Genomic DNA, 16,266 nt, shown 5'->3' with positions numbered 1-16,266 from the left:
ACGAATAAATCATGAGTGATGAGGTAAGATACAGATCAATACCTCGAGTACCGGCTGACATTTAAAAGCACGCCGACCGCTGCGAGCATCAGCGTCAGTGATGAGCCTCCGTAGCTTAAAAACGGCAGCGTAATTCCTGTTACCGGGATCAGCCCCGTCACAACGCCGATATTAATCATGACTTGAATAGCTATCATAGAAATAATACCGATGGCGACAAAGCTTCCGTATAAATCCGGCGCGCCGAGGGCAATCCTGACGCCCCGCCATAATAAAATAGTGAACAGCAGCAATATGAGCGAACCGCCGATAAAGCCGAGTTCCTCAGATAAAATAGCAAAAATGAAATCGGTTTGCGGCTCCGGCAGGTAAAAAAACTTTTGCCGGCTTTGGCCGAGCCCCATCCCGAACAGTCCGCCCGGACCTACGGCATAGAGCGACTGAATGATCTGAAATCCGCTTCCAAGCGGATCCTCCCACGGGTTTAAGTAAGAGGTAATCCGTTTAATCCGATAAGGAGCGGACAGAACTAGCGCCGCAAATCCGCTTAAACCGATGAGTCCGAGGAACGCAAAATGAGCGATTCGCGCACCGGAAACAAAAATCATCACGATGCACGTGCCCACCATTACCGTCCCCGTTCCCAGGTCTGGCTGGCACATAATAATAATAAATGCAGAAAACACGATTCCGAGCGCGGGAACGAATCCGCGTCTGAATGACGTAATATTCTTCTGTTTTTCAGAAAGAAATTTAGCCAGAAACGCAATCATCGCCAGTTTCATAAACTCCGAAGGCTGAATGCTGAACGCTCCCACTCCGATCCAGCTTCTTGAACCGTTCCGCACCATTCCGACTCCCGGAATCAGCACAAGCACAAGCAGAAAAAAACAAATGATCAGAAGCAGCTTCGACCATGTGCGCCATGTCCAATAATCCACATTCATAATGAAAAACATGGCAATGACGCCGATCCCCGCAAACAGCAGCTGCCGTTTCGCGAAGAAAAACGAGTCGTCAAATTTATAATCCGCCCATACCGCACTTGCACTGTAGACCATAATTAATCCTATTGTTAAAAGCAATAACGTAATGATAACTAATAACAAATCAGGCGCTGTTTTTTTAGTAGTCAAAGCAATCGACACCCCAAGCATAAGTCATTTAGGGCTGCCGATGAACAGAGACAAGCCCTTACTTAAGCATATGCACGGCATCTATAAACATGTCACCGCGTTCTTCAAATGTTTTGAACTGATCCCAGCTTGCACACGCGGGTGACAAGAGGATGACATCTCCTTCATTTGAGAGCGCAAACGCCGCAGATACTGCTTGTTCAACATTATCGACACGTTTGACATGTTGTATTCCCAGCTCATTGCCCAGTTTTTCTATCTTCGGCGCTGTCTGTCCGAACGTCAGGACCGCTTTGACATTGTCCATATACGGTTTCAGGTCGTCAAAACCGTTGCCGCGGTCCAGTCCGCCTGCAAGCAGAATAACCGGTGCTTTGAACGCGGAGAGCGCTTTGCTTGTGGCCAAAATATTCGTCGCTTTGCTGTCATTATAAAATCTACGATTCTGGATCGCAGTTACATACTGCAGACGGTGTTTGACACCGGTAAAGCTTGTCAGCACCTTCTGAATCGCTTTATTAGACGCGCCCGCCGTTTTTGCCGCGGCTACAGCGGCTAAAATATTTTCTAAATTGTGCGCGCCCGGCAGAACGATGTCATCAACAGGCAGAATCGCTTCATCGCCGAACATCAGCATTCCGTCTTTAATGAATGCGCCGCTTGACAGTTCCTGGTGAACTGAAAACGGAACGGTGCCGGCTTTTCCGCTTTCGGCAAGCCGCACGACTGTTTCATCGCTCTGATTCACGATGGCCGTATCACTCTCAAGCTGATGAAGATACACGTTCTGCTTGGCTTTTTCATAGTTTTCACGGCTGTGATGGTAATCCAAATGAGCGTCGAACACATTTAAAATCAGGCCGATTTCAGGTCTGAACGCATGAGTCCCCATCAGCTGGAACGAAGAAAGCTCTGTGACGATCCATTCATCACCGTCAGCATGATAAGCCACTTCACTGGCGACAGTGCCGATATTCCCTGCGATCAGCGTCTTTATCGAATCAGCTTTCAGCATTTCATAAATCAGGGTCGTCGTTGTTGTTTTCCCGTTTGAACCTGTAATGCCGATGAATTTTGCATTGGTGATATAATACGCAAGCTCGATTTCCGTCCAGACCGGGATGCCTCTTCTTTGCGCTTCCTCCACCATGATATTTTCATACGGGATTCCGGGATTTTTGATCAGAATGGTAATGTGATGCTGATCAAAAAGTGACGTCGGATGCTCACCGCAGATGACTTCAATTCCTCTTTCTGCAAGCCTTTGGGCAGGTTCGTTCTCTTCAAAGGCTTTTTGATCATTCACGACGACGTTAATGCCTTTTTCATGAAGAATCGACGCAGCCGCATATCCGCTTTTCGCCAGTCCGAGGACCAGAAAGTTTTGTTTTTGCAAAAAAAGTTCGTTTTCCACTTATAACCACACCTCGATGTAAATTCCTAAAACGGCAAGCAGCAGTCCCGCAGTCCAGAATGTGACGACAACTCTCCATTCAGACCATCCGACCAATTCGTAATGGTGGTGAAGCGGACTCATCTTAAAGATTCGTTTTCCTGTCGTTTTAAAGCTGATGACTTGTAAGATAACAGATAAGGTCTCAATAACAAATACTCCGCCGATAATGACGAGCAGAATTTCAAGCTTCGTCAGAATGGCAACGGTCACGATCGCTCCTCCGAGCGCAAGCGAACCGGTATCCCCCATAAATACCTTGGCGGGATGGGCGTTGAATACAAGAAAACCGAGAACGGCGCCGACAACGGCAACCGAGAAAATCGCAACGTCATATTGTGACTGGTTCCACGCAAGGATGGCGAAAGCGCCGAATGCGATAGCCGCGGTACCGGACAAGAGACCGTCCAGACCGTCTGTCAGGTTGACGGCATTTGAACCTCCGACAAGCATAAAGAGAACGAGGATAAAGTATCCCCAGCCGAGATCGATTGACAGATGTGTGCCCGGCACCCTGATGCCGGTTGAAAAATGGCAATAATGATATACTCCGTAAAATACAATGGCAATAATGATCTGGCCGATCAATTTCTGCTTCGACGTCAATCCGAGATTCCGTTTCATTACTACTTTAATATAGTCATCCAGAAAGCCGAGCAGGCCGTATCCGATCGTGACAAACAGCAGAAGAAACATTTCCGCGCTCAGATGCGAAAATTTCTGCGTCATGACAATCGCCGTAATGGCGATGGATACAATAATCATGACCCCGCCCATCGTCGGCGTCCCTGATTTTTTCATATGTGATTTCGGCCCCTCTTCCCTGATACTTTGGCCGAATTTTAAACGTCTTAAAAACGGGATAAGAATCGGAGATATCAGAACACTGATTAAAAATCCCATTATTATTGTAAATAAAATCACTTGCTCAAGCATTGCTCTTTTCTCCTCCCGTTTCGTTCAAACGACATACGTATTTATCATATTCACATTGTGTCCCCGTAATTCTTTTCATTTCCCTCATTCTAACACTCTTTCCTGTTTTACTTTTTATTCAGCTCAACAATAGCTCTTCCCGCTACTTCGGCGTCATCAAAGTCGAATGTTTCATTGCCGATTTGCTGATAGGTTTCATGCCCTTTCCCGGCAATCAGAACCACATCTCCCTTTTTCGCGTTGGCAATGGCAAAAAAGATAGCCTGCTCGCGATTTGCGATACTGTGATAGTAAGTGCCTTCTACCCCTCTTTCCATATCTCTTAATATGGCCAGCGGGTCCTCGCTTCTCGGGTTATCTGAAGTGAAAATCGGTTCGTCGGCAATCCGCACCGCAATTTCCGCCATTTTCGGGCGTTTCGTTTTGTCCCGGTCACCGCCGCAGCCGACGACGACGAAAAGCTTGCCCTCTGTCATGTCTTTGCATGTATTCAGGACGTTTTCCAGACTGTCAGGCGTGTGCGCGTAATCGACGACCACAGGAAACGGCTGATTATGATTCACCAGTTCAAACCGGCCTCTGACACCTTGCAGCTCTTCAAGAGCGCTTGTGATCGTATCAAACGGCAGACCCGCTGCGATCGCTGTCGCCGCTGCAGCCAGTACGTTATACACGTTGAAGCGGCCGACGAGTGAAACTGTGATCTGCTTTGTTCCTTTTGGCGTAACAAGTTCAAAGCTTGTGCCTTGCGCAGAGATCTCGATTTGTTTCGCCATGACATCGGCATCATTCTCGATTCCGTATGTAAGGATGTGCGCCGCCGTCACTTTTTCAAAATAAGCACTGGCTTTGTCATCTGCGTTTAAAACGGCCCGCTTCGGCTTTTCGTGATTAAAGGAGCCGCCCAGCTGGGAAAACAGGAGGCTTTTAGCCTGTCTGTAGTCTTCCATCGTCTTGTGATAATCTAAATGGTCCTGCGTCAGGTTCGTGAATACGGCGATATCATAATCGCAGCCGTGAACCCTGCCGAGTGACAGAGCGTGAGAAGACACTTCCATAATAGCTGTGTCAACATGCTCATCATTCATTTTCTTGAACGTTTTTTGCAGTGTGACGCTTTCGGGCGTTGTATTTTTGACAGGGAATGTCTCATCCCCGATTTTAATGTACATCGTTCCGATTAAACCGGTCTGTCTTCCCGCTTTTTTGAAAATCTCATCAACCATGTGCGTCGTTGATGTTTTGCCGTTTGTGCCGGTGATGCCGATAAGCTGAAGCTGCTTTGTCGGCTGCCCGTAAAACGCGTCAGAAAGAACGCTGAGCGCCCGCTGTGACCGGCGGACAATAATGACAGGAACATCGACGTCAAGCTCTTTCTCGGCAACGATGGCCGCTGCGCCGTTTTCTGCGGCTTTTTGGGCAAAATCATGTCCGTCTACCGTATACCCTTTTATACACACAAAAAGACTCCCTTTTCTCACTTCCCTGGAGTCCATCTCAATTGAAGTTATGTCAGGGTCATGAAAGTCATTTTGAACAGGTTCGGCCATTAAATATGTAAGCAGCTTTGTAAGTTTCATTGTATCAAACCTCTCAGAAATTCTATTCATTCTTTTATCATGATAACCGTTTATAAAAGTCAGAATGGCTTTTAAACATACAGTTCATATTTTAGCGTAAATAAAAGGATACATCCAGTTAATCTTAAAAGTTATCTTCTTTTTTTCTCTTTATGATAAGAGGCAGCCGAAAACAATCGGCTGCCTCAAAAAGACTCATTCTTCACTCAAGTAAACACGGATCTTTGAGCCTTCTTTTACTTTCGTTCCGGCTGCAGGTGATTGTTTCACAATTTTGCTTCCTTTTCCTGAGGAGTCAATATTCAAATTGACAAGCAGCGACTCAAGATCAGAGACAGACATCCCTACAACATTCGGAACCTCTATTGTTTTTGTGTCGTTCCATTGATATTTTTTCTCGATTTGATTTTTTCGCGGTTTCACGCCGAGCTCAGGCAGACTGTCTCTCATCATATTTCCGACAATCGGCGCGGCGACGGTTCCCCCGAATTGAATCGTGCCTTTCGGATTATCAACCGCGACATACACGACAAGGCTCGGGTCATCAGCCGGCGCAAAACCGATAAAGGAGACGATATGGTTGTTTTCGAGATATTTGCCGTCTTTGACCTTTTGTGCGGTACCTGTTTTTCCGCCGACGCGATATCCTTCCACAAAGGCATTCCGCCCCGTTCCCTGAGCGACGACGCTTTCTAAAGCATATCTGATCTGCTTTGACGTTTCCTGGGAAATAACTTGCCTTTTCGCAATCGGCGATTGTTTCTTAACGGTTTTTTTCGTAACGGGATCAACCCACTCTTTGGCGATAAATGGAGTATAAAGCGTTCCGCCGTTTATTGCTGCGGAAACGGCTGCCACCTGCTGAATCGGCGTGACGGAAACCCCTTGTCCGAAAGCGGTTGTCGCCTGTTCGACCGGGCCGACTCTGTCAAGCGGGAATAAGATCCCCGTTCCTTCCCCTTGCAGATCAATGCCTGTTTTCTTTCCAAAGCCGAAGTCCTTAATATATTGAAACAGCTTTTGTTTTCCGAGCCGTTCCCCCAGCTGTACAAACCCGGGGTTGCAGGAATTTTGAACGACTTCAAGATAAGATTGCGAACCGTGCCCGCCCTTTTTCCAGCATCGGAGGCGGGCGCCGTCGACCTCGGCAAATCCTTTGTCATAAAAGTGGTCTCTTTGCAAGTTTACTTTTTGCTCTTGAAGAGCCGCCGCAAGCGTAATAATCTTAAAGGTCGAACCCGGTTCATATGTGCTCCATACCGGCAGGTTCCGGTTGTAAACGGACGGATCCACCGATTGATAGTCAGCCGGATCAAAATCAGGACGGCTTGACATGCCGAGCACTTCCCCGTTTTTCGGGTTCATTGCGACCGCAATCATTCCGTCCGGGTTATATTTCGCCGCTGCATTGTCGAGCTCTCTTTCTATAATCGTCTGAACCTTGGCGTCAATCGTCAGTTTCATATCAAGTCCGTCTTTCGGAGGGGTGTAATCATCCGCTTCATCAGGCATTTTCTTCCCCTTGGCATCCGTATAAAATTTTACGGATCCCTTTACACCTTTTAAGTCATCATCATAATAAGCCTCCAATCCGAGAAGGCCCTGGTTATCAATACCGGCAAAACCGAGAACATGGGACAAAAAGCTTCCGTACGGATAATGGCGGATGCTGTCTTCAGCCACATAAACCCCTTTTAAGTCGAGCGCTTTGATTTCTTTCGCTTTTTTATTGGAAATTTTCCGCCCCTCGGGTGAGATTTTTTCTATGGAGGTTTTCTTAGTAATATGTTTGTAGACCTTCTCTTCCGACATATTTAAAACTGACGCGAGAAGCTTGCCCGTCTTTATGGGATTTTGGATCTGGCGCGGTACGACAAAGACGGTCGGCGCGCTTTTATTAGTAGCCAGCTTCACGCCGTTTCGGTCAAGAATCTCTCCCCGCTCAGGCTCAAACGGCAAATTCCGGCTCCAGGAATCCTTAGCCAGTGAAGTCAGCTTTTCTCCCATCACAAATTGGACATAGCCTAATCTGCTGTCAATGATCAAAAAAATGATTACGCCAAAAAGCAAAACCAGTAATAAACGTTTTCGAACCGTTACATTTGAAACGCGCAAGGGACCGTCCACTCCTTATTTAGGCTTGTTTCAATTTATGCCTCAGCTTGGACACATAGAACGACGGCGCATAAAAAAGAAGCCCGCGGGCATCCGCGGACTTCTCTGTCCCGTTAATCAGGATTTTTAAATTTCACCTTGATCACGGTATTTTCTTTCAGTTCTTTGCCTTTTTTCACACTTTGGCTTGAAGCGTAACCTTCACCGCTCACATCGATGTGAATGCCTGATACTTTGCTGAATTGAAGCACTTCCCGTCTCGACCATCCGGACATATCCGGCATCGTCATCTTTCCGTCTGTTTTTAAGAAGATTTTCTGATTGGTGATCACATCTTCTCCGGCTGTCGGATACTGCTCTTTTACGGCAACATCGCTGCCGATGACAATCGGTGTGAGATGTTCATTTTTCGCTTCCTTCTCAGCGCTCTTGACCGTCTTATCTGTCAGGTCAGGCATCTTTTGGCTTTTCGTTTCTTCCTGACCGGAATCTGTTTTTTCCGTCGGTTCGATATTCATGTAGTGGAGGCTGTTTTTCATCGTCGGGTTAAAGATTTCCGCGACAGGATCAGAGCTGCTTTGCCCCGCTTTTAATTGCGGCTGCTGCACGGCTACATAGATGACAAGCTTAGGATCATTTTTCGGTGCCATGCCCATGAATGAAAACACATAGTTGCTCGTTCCTCTTAAATATCCGCCCGTCCCGGCAATTTGTGCGGTTCCCGTTTTACCCGCGACGTCAAATCCTTCAATTTTATAAGGTTTTCCCGTTCCGATGTCTGACGTCACGACTTCTCCGAGCAGATTCCGGACTTTTTTCGCTGTATCGGCTGAAATCGGCGTGCCTGCTTGCTCTGGTTTTGTCTGCTTGACGACTTTTTTCGTATCGGGGTCGACAATATGATCAATGACGTAAGGTTTCATCATTTTGCCGTTATTGGCAATCGCCGTGACGGCCTGAAGCTGCTGGATCGGCGTTATCGCCGATGCTTGGCCGTAAGCCGTAGACGCTTTGTCAAAATCATATTTGTAGTTAATTTTACTTGATACTTCACCAGGCAGATCAATCCCTGTTTTTTGATAGAGCCCGAATTTGTGCAGGTACTCATTAAACCGGTCAAACCCCAGTTTTTCGTTGGCCAGTTTGGCGAAAGCAACATTCGATGACCTCATGAGGCCGTCATGGAAGCTTGTCATACCCCAACCGGCGCCATCGTTCCAATCTTTAACAGGTTTGCCTCCCACTTTATATGTTCCTGATTTATATTTCTCGTTTGCAGAAAACACATTTTCCTGAATCGCCGCGGCAAGCGTAAAGATCTTCATCGTTGAACCCGGTTCATACGCGTACGACACTAAGTCGTTGTAATAATTGGTGACGTTTCTGATATTCGGGTCAAAACTCGGACGCTGCCCCATCGCAAGCACTTTGCCTGTTTTCGGTTCTACGACAGCCGCCATAATTTTTTTCGGTTTATATTTTTCCGCTACTTTCGTCATGCTGTCTTCTAAAAAGGTTTGAATTTTCTGATCAATGGTTAAATATACATTGTCACCGTTTTTAGGTGCGGTGATTTTTTCTTTGCTGTTCGGAAGTTTCCAGCCGGATTTATCACTTTCGTAAGTGACGGATCCGTCGCGTTCCGTCAGATAGTTGTTCAGTATTTTTTCAAGCCCTAAAGAGCCTTGTATCTCGTTTGTTTTTTCATTCACATCGGCATACCCGAGAACATTTGACAAAAATACGCCGTTCGGATAGTAGCGCTTCGTATCTCTTAAGAAAGAAATACCCGGAAGATTCATTTTTTCGATCTTTTGTTTTTTCGCATAAGAGATATCGCGGCCGGCTGAACCGAATTCCACCTGCTTCGCGCCATCCCTGTTTAAGATGTCCAGAATCTCGCTTTTATCAAGATTGATAACGGTCGCCAGTTTTTCCGCCGTTTTCTCTTTGTCTTTGACATGCTGAGGATGCTTCGGATCACTTGTCATTTTTTTATCAAGCACGGCAATGAGCTTATATGTCGCCGTGTCCTCTGCAAGCACTTTGCCGTTCCGGTCAAGAATAGAGCCGCGGCTCGCTTCTATCGTCCGCTTTTTTTCGTGCTGCTCGGTCGCTTTTGTTGCAAGTTCTACACCGTTTGCTTTACCAGTTAATTGAATGTACGCCATTCTCCCGAGAATGACAAAGAAAAAGAGAGCGAAACAAATACTGAGTATCGCTGCTCCTCTGTTCATAAACTTATTTTTTTTCGGCATGGGTTATCATTCCTGTATGTTTTTCACTTTTTTATCTTTCAGATTCAAACCGTGCTTTTTAGCGATATCCATCAGGCGCTGCGGCTGGCTTAAGTCAGCAGCCGTCTTTTCGAGATCACCGATCTGCTTATTCTTCTCAGATACTTTCTCCTCCAGTTGTTGCACCTCAATATTGGATTGGTACGCCGCGTATGCCTTTGATACGATAAACATTGATGTGGAGAGAACGGCAATGGCAAACAGGACGAGCAGCACCTTTTCCCCGAGTGTAATGGAAGCCCTCTTTTTGACAATCACCTTTTTTTCGGGACTTATCACTGGCCGTTGTTGTTTTTCCTGCTGGTAAGCTAAGTTGCTCATAGGCTGATGACCTCCTTTAATGTTGTCATTTGCTGCCCGTTATTTTCGTTTCTCCGCAATGCGGAGCTTCGCTGACCGGGCGCGGTTATTTTCTTCAAGCTCCTCTTTTGATGCCGTAATGGGCTTTCTTGTAATCAGTTTTAATTCCGGTTCAAATTCTTCCGGTATCACAGGAAGACCCGGAGGCAGTTCGGGAAGTGATGATTTTTCCTTGAATGTCGTCTTGCACATTCTGTCTTCCAGCGAGTGAAAAGTGATCACAGACACCCTTCCGCCCGGCTTCAGCACCTCTATCGCTTGCAAGAGGGCCTCTTCAAATACTTGAAGCTCGTCGTTTACGGCGATTCGAATGGCTTGGAATACACGTTTGGCCGGATGACCTCCGCTTCTTCTTGCCGGAGCCGGTATCGCGTCCTTTATTAGATCGACCAGTTGGCCGGTTGTTTGAATAGGCGATTTTTCTCTTGCCTCTTCAATTTTTCGGGCGATCTGCTTGCTGAATTTTTCTTCTCCGTATTTAAAGAAAATCCTCACAAGGTCCTCATACCGCCATTCATTTACGACTTCTTTCGCCGTAAGGGCGGCCGACTGGTCCATCCTCATGTCCAGCGGTGCGTCATGATGATAGCTGAATCCCCGTTCCGGTGTATCAAGCTGCGGAGAGGATACTCCTAAATCAAATAGAATTCCGTCGACACTCGTAATGCCGTGTTCATGTAAACACTCTTTTAAATAACGAAAGTTGCTTTTCACCAGAATAAGCTGTCCTTTGTATTCGGACAATGTTTTCTTTGCGTTTTCAAGTGCCGTGTCATCTTGATCAAAGGCGATCAAGCGTCCTTTTTCCGATAATTGCTGCAATAAATATGTACTGTGCCCGGCGCCGCCAAGGGTGCAGTCCACATAGGTTCCGTCCGGTTTGATATTTAAACCGTCGACGGTTTCACGAAGAAGTACTGTCTTATGCTGAAACATTTGTGTCGGTCCCACCTTTATCAGGAATGAATTGAATTGTCAGTTGTTGTTGTGATGCACGAAGATCCATTATATATCAAATCCAATCATGTTTTCAGCAATTTCAGCGAATGAATCTTCTTGCTCTTCTGTGTATTGTTCCCATATTACCTTACTCCACAATTCAATTCGATTGGAAACCCCGATGACAACACATTCTTTTTCCAGTTTTGCGTAATTCAGAAGAGATGACGCAATATTAACCCTTCCCTGCTTGTCCAGTTCGCATTCGGTCGCACCGGAAAAAAAGAATCGGGTAAATGCGCGGGCGTCTTTTTTGGTGAGCGGCAGAGCCTTCAGCTTTTCTTCAATCAGCTTCCATTCATTCATCGGATAGCCGAAAAGGCATTGGTCAAGTCCTCTTGTCAGCACAAACTGCTCACCGAGGCCTTCTCTGAATTTTGCGGGTACGATCATGCGGCCCTTTGCATCAACAGTATGCCGGTATTCACCCATAAACATGATAAGGACCCCCACTTTCTCCCCTAAACTCACCACTATCCGCCACTTCTCTCCACAACCTCATTTTACACTGTTTACACATAAAAAAAAACCCTGAACTATTCAGGGTTCTTTAAAACTTTATTTCAAAGTTTGACAATCTGATGTTGGTTTTGAAAAGAAAATGGCAGATGTTTGAAGGTTGTGAAGAATTTTGGACCGTAGCGGTTCAGATAATACATCACATTCCAGATCCGTTCCTGCGGAGCGCCGAGCGGTCTGATGCTGTTTTGGATTCTTTCATAGTCACGCAGCACAAAGCCTTCTTTTTCTTCAATTCTTTTCGTTACCGTCCGTTCTAAAAACAAGAGCTGATCTTGAATGAAGGCTGCATTCTTCTGTAAGAGCGGCTCAAGGCTTGAATCGACCTTCAGCGCTTCGTCCCTTACGCGTTTATGGACAGCTTCAATCTGCGACTTCGCCTGTTCCATTACAGAAGAAAACTCTTCCGGAATCTGCTCTTCAAAATAAGTGTCTTTCAGGTGTCCGGTGCCGTGTTCGATCGCTTCCTGAAGCGGGATATTCCGTTCTGAAAGCTTCTTTTCAATATGGCGCTCAAGAATCGTAATGTTCAGTCTCGGCACTACCGGCGTCATGCGAAAGCCCATTAATGAGAAAGCCCGCTTCAGCTCACCCCAATAATTGATCTCCCCCGGTCCCGCGATAAACGCCAGAGTCGGGATGAGAAACTCCTGCATAAGCGGCCTTGTCACAACGTTATTGCTGAAACATTCCGGTTTTTCTTCCATATGGGTATGAAGCTCGTCGTTCGTCCACTTCAGGTCAAGCTCCTTAATGACAAAAACGCCGTTTTCTTTTTCAATTAAGAAACGCTCTCCCTCATGTTCGTAAAACAGATTGGCCTGATCTTTGTCCGATTCAATAATCGGGTGATAACCGGCTTCCCGCATAAAACGCTGCTGGTCTGACACGGCTTTGGCAAGCTCATGATTGTGTTTTAAAATCTGCTGAAACATACCCGTTTCCAGCTTTTTAATCCCCGGATCTCCCGAATTCATCAGAATAAGGCCTTCTTCTTGAAACAAGTCGGCGATCAACAGCTCAAAAAAGTCCGTGAATGTCTCTGATGAGCGTAAACATCGCTTCACGTTTTGAAGGAGTGCGTTTGTGTGATCCGTCTCCTCAAAAGCAGCGAACACTTCATCAATCCAAGCCGCGCATTTTTCCTGATCAAGCTCGGTTTTAGCCGCCGATGTTTTTTTCCAGTACGACTGCGGCAGTTTCTGTTTCACCGGACCTTTATTCTCTGTTGACGTGTGCACAAAATTGATTTCTTCCAGATCGTGATCTTCACCCGCCACCCAGAAAATCGGAACGACAGGAATCTGCAACGCCTCTTCCTGCTGTCTGGCAAGTACGATAATGGAGATAATTTTATGTATGGTGTAAAGAGGCCCCGTTAAAAGACCGGCCTGCTGGCCGCCTACTACCGCTGCGCTTTTTGGATCTCTCAGTTTTTCGATGGAGGCCTGCATGGCGGCGGAGTGAAATTTTTCGTGATAGGAGGATAAATAATCCGCTAATTCTTCTCTGGCAAACGGCCGCGAAGACAGGTCATGAAGCCGCTTTTGCCATACGTCCTCTGAATGAATATCATAATCAAAAAATGAAGACATGTTTTCTCCATCTATATAGTGCTGAACAAACTTATTTTGACTTTTGATGGAAAGTTCAGTTAGCTGCATCTGTCTGGAACTTCCTTTCTCCAATAAATAGTTAGGTTTCCGAAATGAGTATAGCATGTTACCGGAAAACCTCAAAAGACTTTGTTTCAGTTTCTTTCTAACGCTTTTATGCTGCGGTGTAAAAACGGGAGATGAACGGCCGGCAATCCGCGGCTTTCCGCTTCTTTTACAAGGTAGCCGATAATCGCATCGGCCTCTGTCCGCCTGCCTGCCATGATATCGACGAGCATGGAAGAATGATTTTTTTCCGTCAGTCTGCAAACTTCGCAAACCTTGTTCCACGCTTTTTCTCTATCGGCGAGGCCAAGTATTGTCTCCGCTTCTTCAAACACGTTTCTCATATATTTTTTGTAAGCGTCATTTCTTAACAGCTCTCCGTTTTTCACGCGCAGCAATGCAGTTAACGGGTTGATGCATACATTTATGATCAGTTTTCCCGTTAACAGCCGATACCAGTCGTTTTCATCATATACAGGAAAATCCCGGTGCATGCCGGAAAAGATGCTTTGGAGCGTTTCCGGCCGGGATGCGCTGAATACACTCCATCTTACGGCTCCCGCTCCCGTATGTTCAACGGCATGATCTGATATCTTTTTTGCTCCGTGCTCAACAGTGCCGACATAAAGCGAATGATCCGTATGCCAATCTTTAATGTCGTGTATGTGTCCCATGCCGTTTTGCAAAAACAGCACATTCGTCCCTTTTATCGTCTCAAGATCCCGCAACACAGCACTTAGCTGGTGCTGTTTAACGGCTGCGATTAAGAGGTCGAATCCGGAAGTGAGGCCGGTTTGCGCTCTGCATGCCGCCGTACATTCTATTCCGTCTTTCAAAAGCCGTATACCGCCTGAGTTAATCGCATCAGCCTGCTCCGTCCGCCGCGTAATGACCGTTACCTGATGGCGGGACGATAAGTAGTAAGCACATAAAAGGCCTACCGCTCCGCCGCCGATAATTCCGATTTTCACACTGTCACACCCTATATCTGCATTTTTCCATATTATCATAGCAGAAGCCGCCGCAAATTACTTCAATTTCGTTTTGAGCAAAAAGACTGGCAAGCATATTATAGTTGGAATTTTCAATTAAAGCGTTTACAATAATGGTAGAACACAACAAAGGGGGAGTTTGTGTTGAAAATAGAGCGACTGCTCATCAACTTTAAGACACTCGAAGAATTTAAAAGGTTTAAGGAATACGGGATGCAGGAGCTGTCGATGCTTGAAGATCTTCAGGATAATATCATTGAAAATGACAGCACCTCGCCTTTTTACGGGATTTACTTCGGGGATAAACTAGTGGCGAGAATGAGTTTATATCAGGTAAACGGAGGCACGAATCCGTATTTTGATCAGCGTCAGGACTTTTTGGAACTTTGGAAGCTTGAGGTTCTTCCGGGCTATCAAAACAACGGATACGGAAAAGCGCTTGTTGATTTTGCAAAATCCTTCAGAATGCCGATCAGGACGAATTCACGCATGAAATCAGCAGATTTCTGGGATAAGATGAATTTTGAGCCCGTTAAATATGATATGGCGCGTGATAAAGGAGAAAATCCTTATATCTGGCATCCCGATATGGACGGTGAAATGACATCCGGAGAAACGGCATAATAAAAAACCGGCCGGGCCGCCGCCCCCAGGCCGGTTCATTTTACAGGCTCTGCGCCGATTTTCTGTCGTCTTCTTTTGAATTGACCATCCTTCTCGCTCTGTCCATAATGTCAATTAACGCTTTATAATCTTCTTCCGTCATCTCCAGCTTGTTTCTCAAGCTTTCATTTTCCTCACGCAGATCCTCGACTTCTTTTTGCAGCGCGGTCAGCTGTTCTGTGAGTTTTTCTTTTTCATGACGCATATCCGCTGCGGCTGGCGACTCTTTAAATTGCTGCAGAAACAAAATGACATCATCAATGGACAGCTCTTTTTCTCCTTCCGCCCTGCGGATCGGAGGCTGTTTGACGGTTCCCGGCAGATTGGCGGAATGCACCCCGATCTGCTTTCTTAATTCCTTCCGCTGTTTTTTCGCCAGTTCTATCCCTGACTGATATTGTTTTCTGACATAAGAATTCCATCTGAACCCGCAGGCGGCAGCCGTTCTCGTCAGCGCTCTGCCGACTTCTTCAAAAGCGGAAAGCTGGGTCCCGCCTTCCCGAATATGCCTGAGCACCACTTCTGCCAGCAGCAAATCTTCATCTTGCGTCCACGCGTCTTGTCTCGTTATCGTCAATCGTATCTCCCTCCATATTTGCTCATTTACCTCATACATATGCCGCTGATAGATTAGATAGACTACTGGGGCTCACAATTTTTTCGGCGGGAGCAGGCTGGAGGGGCAAAAAAAAGAAAAGCGCAGGAACCGAGATTCCCGCGCTTTTCTTCATACATTAATTGCTTTTAACATTTATGTCTTTGCCGTTGTATGATCCGCATGCTTTACATACACGGTGAGACAATTTCATCTCTCCGCATGACGGGCATTCTGTCATACCAGGTACATTTAGTTTGAAATGTGTACGGCGCAATCTTTTTTTCATTTTAGAAGTTCTTCTAAAAGGTACAGCCATTATTCCCACCTCCTTAAAGAGTTAAGATTCATCATCTTGTGTTAAGAGCTTTTTCAGATCCGCAAGTCTGGGGTCGATTTGATTTTTCTTGTCTTCCTCAGAAATCACTTGCCAATCCTTCCCCACTTGGGGAGCGGCTCCTTCTTTTTGTTCAGTTTCACAAAAGACTTGCATAGGAATTTCTAAAAGAATCTCTTCTTTTATGATCGGAGTTAAGTCGACGGTATCGTCTTCAGCAAAATGAACGTCCTCATCTTCTATATCATCCGACTTATGAAATCTAAACAGTTCTTTTGTCGCGATTGTAAATGGATACGGCACATCAACTAAAGTTCTTGAGCACGGCAAAACCATTTCGCCTGAAATCGTAAAGTCAAACGAAACTTGCTTGGATTCAATCTCCGCGCGGCCCTTCACCCGGACGGGAGAAATGCGGCGGATGTCAGAATTCAATTTTGTCAGCTCATTTAACTCAACTGTTTCATCAAATTCAAAGCTCTTTTTCGCCATTTGATGAAGCTGATAAATCGTCCATTTCATTTGTATCACCTCAGGAAAGCAACAAACATGATTATAGCTTTTCAGAATGTTTTTGTCAATATTTTTTCTTTACAGCATAATGCCGCCGTCATGCAATCGTT

Annotated in this window: 15 protein-coding genes; 1 reads left to right on the top strand and 14 read right to left on the bottom strand. The window is 45.9% G+C overall.

Translation table 11 applies throughout. The annotated features are described in order from the left end of the window. Positions 1-35 precede the first annotated feature (35 nt). From spoVE to BR62_RS0115345, 11 genes are all read right to left on the bottom strand, one after another. Positions 36-1,136 (bottom strand): stage V sporulation protein E, encoded by a 1,101-nt coding sequence (gene spoVE / locus BR62_RS0115395; RefSeq protein WP_015239818.1) that lies wholly within the window; start codon positions 1,134-1,136, stop codon positions 36-38. A gap of 58 nt (positions 1,137-1,194) precedes the next feature. Beyond that, positions 1,195-2,550 carry a UDP-N-acetylmuramoyl-L-alanine--D-glutamate ligase gene (murD, locus tag BR62_RS0115390; protein ID WP_015239817.1) on the bottom strand — a complete coding sequence of 452 codons (1,356 nt, stop codon included), beginning with the start codon at positions 2,548-2,550 and terminating at the stop codon, positions 1,195-1,197. After that, complete coding sequence (gene mraY / locus BR62_RS0115385; RefSeq protein ID WP_007409707.1) at positions 2,551-3,525, bottom strand: phospho-N-acetylmuramoyl-pentapeptide-transferase; 975 nt, start codon at positions 3,523-3,525, stop codon at positions 2,551-2,553. A gap of 107 nt (positions 3,526-3,632) precedes the next feature. Next, positions 3,633-5,105 carry a UDP-N-acetylmuramoyl-L-alanyl-D-glutamate--2,6-diaminopimelate ligase gene (locus BR62_RS0115380; RefSeq protein WP_003154436.1) on the bottom strand — a complete coding sequence of 491 codons (1,473 nt, stop codon included), beginning with the start codon at positions 5,103-5,105 and terminating at the stop codon, positions 3,633-3,635. Between the two features lie 195 nt (positions 5,106-5,300). Next, entirely contained in the window at positions 5,301-7,220 is a 1,920-nt protein-coding gene (locus tag BR62_RS0115375; protein ID WP_003154438.1) for a stage V sporulation protein D, read from the bottom strand. Positions 7,221-7,333: 113 nt separating this feature from the next. After that, complete coding sequence (pbpB, locus tag BR62_RS0115370; protein WP_015239816.1) at positions 7,334-9,478, bottom strand: penicillin-binding protein 2B; 2,145 nt, start codon at positions 9,476-9,478, stop codon at positions 7,334-7,336. A 6-nt stretch (positions 9,479-9,484) separates the two neighbouring features. Further along, complete coding sequence (gene ftsL, locus BR62_RS0115365; protein ID WP_015239815.1) at positions 9,485-9,838, bottom strand: cell division protein FtsL; 354 nt, start codon at positions 9,836-9,838, stop codon at positions 9,485-9,487. Positions 9,839-9,877: 39 nt separating this feature from the next. After that, on the bottom strand, positions 9,878-10,813 hold the full coding sequence (gene rsmH, locus BR62_RS0115360) for a 16S rRNA (cytosine(1402)-N(4))-methyltransferase RsmH (RefSeq protein ID WP_007409704.1): 936 nt from the start codon (positions 10,811-10,813) through the stop codon (positions 9,878-9,880). A gap of 69 nt (positions 10,814-10,882) precedes the next feature. Beyond that, positions 10,883-11,314 (bottom strand): division/cell wall cluster transcriptional repressor MraZ, encoded by a 432-nt coding sequence (gene mraZ, locus BR62_RS0115355; protein WP_007409703.1) that lies wholly within the window; start codon positions 11,312-11,314, stop codon positions 10,883-10,885. A 125-nt stretch (positions 11,315-11,439) separates the two neighbouring features. Then, positions 11,440-13,059, bottom strand: coding sequence for a bacillithiol biosynthesis cysteine-adding enzyme BshC (gene bshC / locus BR62_RS0115350; protein WP_032871413.1), 1,620 nt, complete (start codon positions 13,057-13,059; stop codon positions 11,440-11,442). 86 nt (positions 13,060-13,145) lie between these two features. Then, the gene (locus BR62_RS0115345) at positions 13,146-14,027 is read right to left on the bottom strand and encodes a 2-dehydropantoate 2-reductase (protein ID WP_032871411.1); all 882 of its coding nucleotides are present in this window, start codon (positions 14,025-14,027) and stop codon (positions 13,146-13,148) included. 162 nt (positions 14,028-14,189) lie between these two features. Between BR62_RS0115345 and BR62_RS0115340 the strand changes: the two genes are divergently transcribed. Then, positions 14,190-14,672: an N-acetyltransferase gene (locus tag BR62_RS0115340; protein WP_012117497.1), complete on the top strand. Its 483-nt coding sequence runs from the start codon at positions 14,190-14,192 to the stop codon at positions 14,670-14,672. Between the two features lie 40 nt (positions 14,673-14,712). On the opposite strand, the gene gerR is transcribed toward BR62_RS0115340, so the two are convergent. The 3 genes from gerR to BR62_RS0115330 all read right to left on the bottom strand — a co-directional run bounded on the left by gerR (position 14,713) and on the right by BR62_RS0115330 (position 16,165). Then, on the bottom strand, positions 14,713-15,288 hold the full coding sequence (gene gerR / locus BR62_RS0115335) for a sporulation-specific transcriptional regulator GerR (RefSeq protein WP_015239811.1): 576 nt from the start codon (positions 15,286-15,288) through the stop codon (positions 14,713-14,715). 157 nt (positions 15,289-15,445) lie between these two features. Beyond that, complete coding sequence (gene rpmF / locus BR62_RS19340; protein WP_003154457.1) at positions 15,446-15,625, bottom strand: 50S ribosomal protein L32; 180 nt, start codon at positions 15,623-15,625, stop codon at positions 15,446-15,448. A 21-nt stretch (positions 15,626-15,646) separates the two neighbouring features. Then, on the bottom strand, positions 15,647-16,165 hold the full coding sequence (locus BR62_RS0115330; RefSeq protein ID WP_007409699.1) for a YceD family protein: 519 nt from the start codon (positions 16,163-16,165) through the stop codon (positions 15,647-15,649). Positions 16,166-16,266 lie beyond the last annotated feature (101 nt).

Origin of the sequence: Bacillus sp. UNC69MF (assembly GCF_000746035.1) — a bacterium.
Lineage (GTDB): Bacteria > Bacillota > Bacilli > Bacillales > Bacillaceae > Bacillus > Bacillus velezensis.
This window is presented reverse-complemented; position numbering and strand designations above follow the sequence as displayed.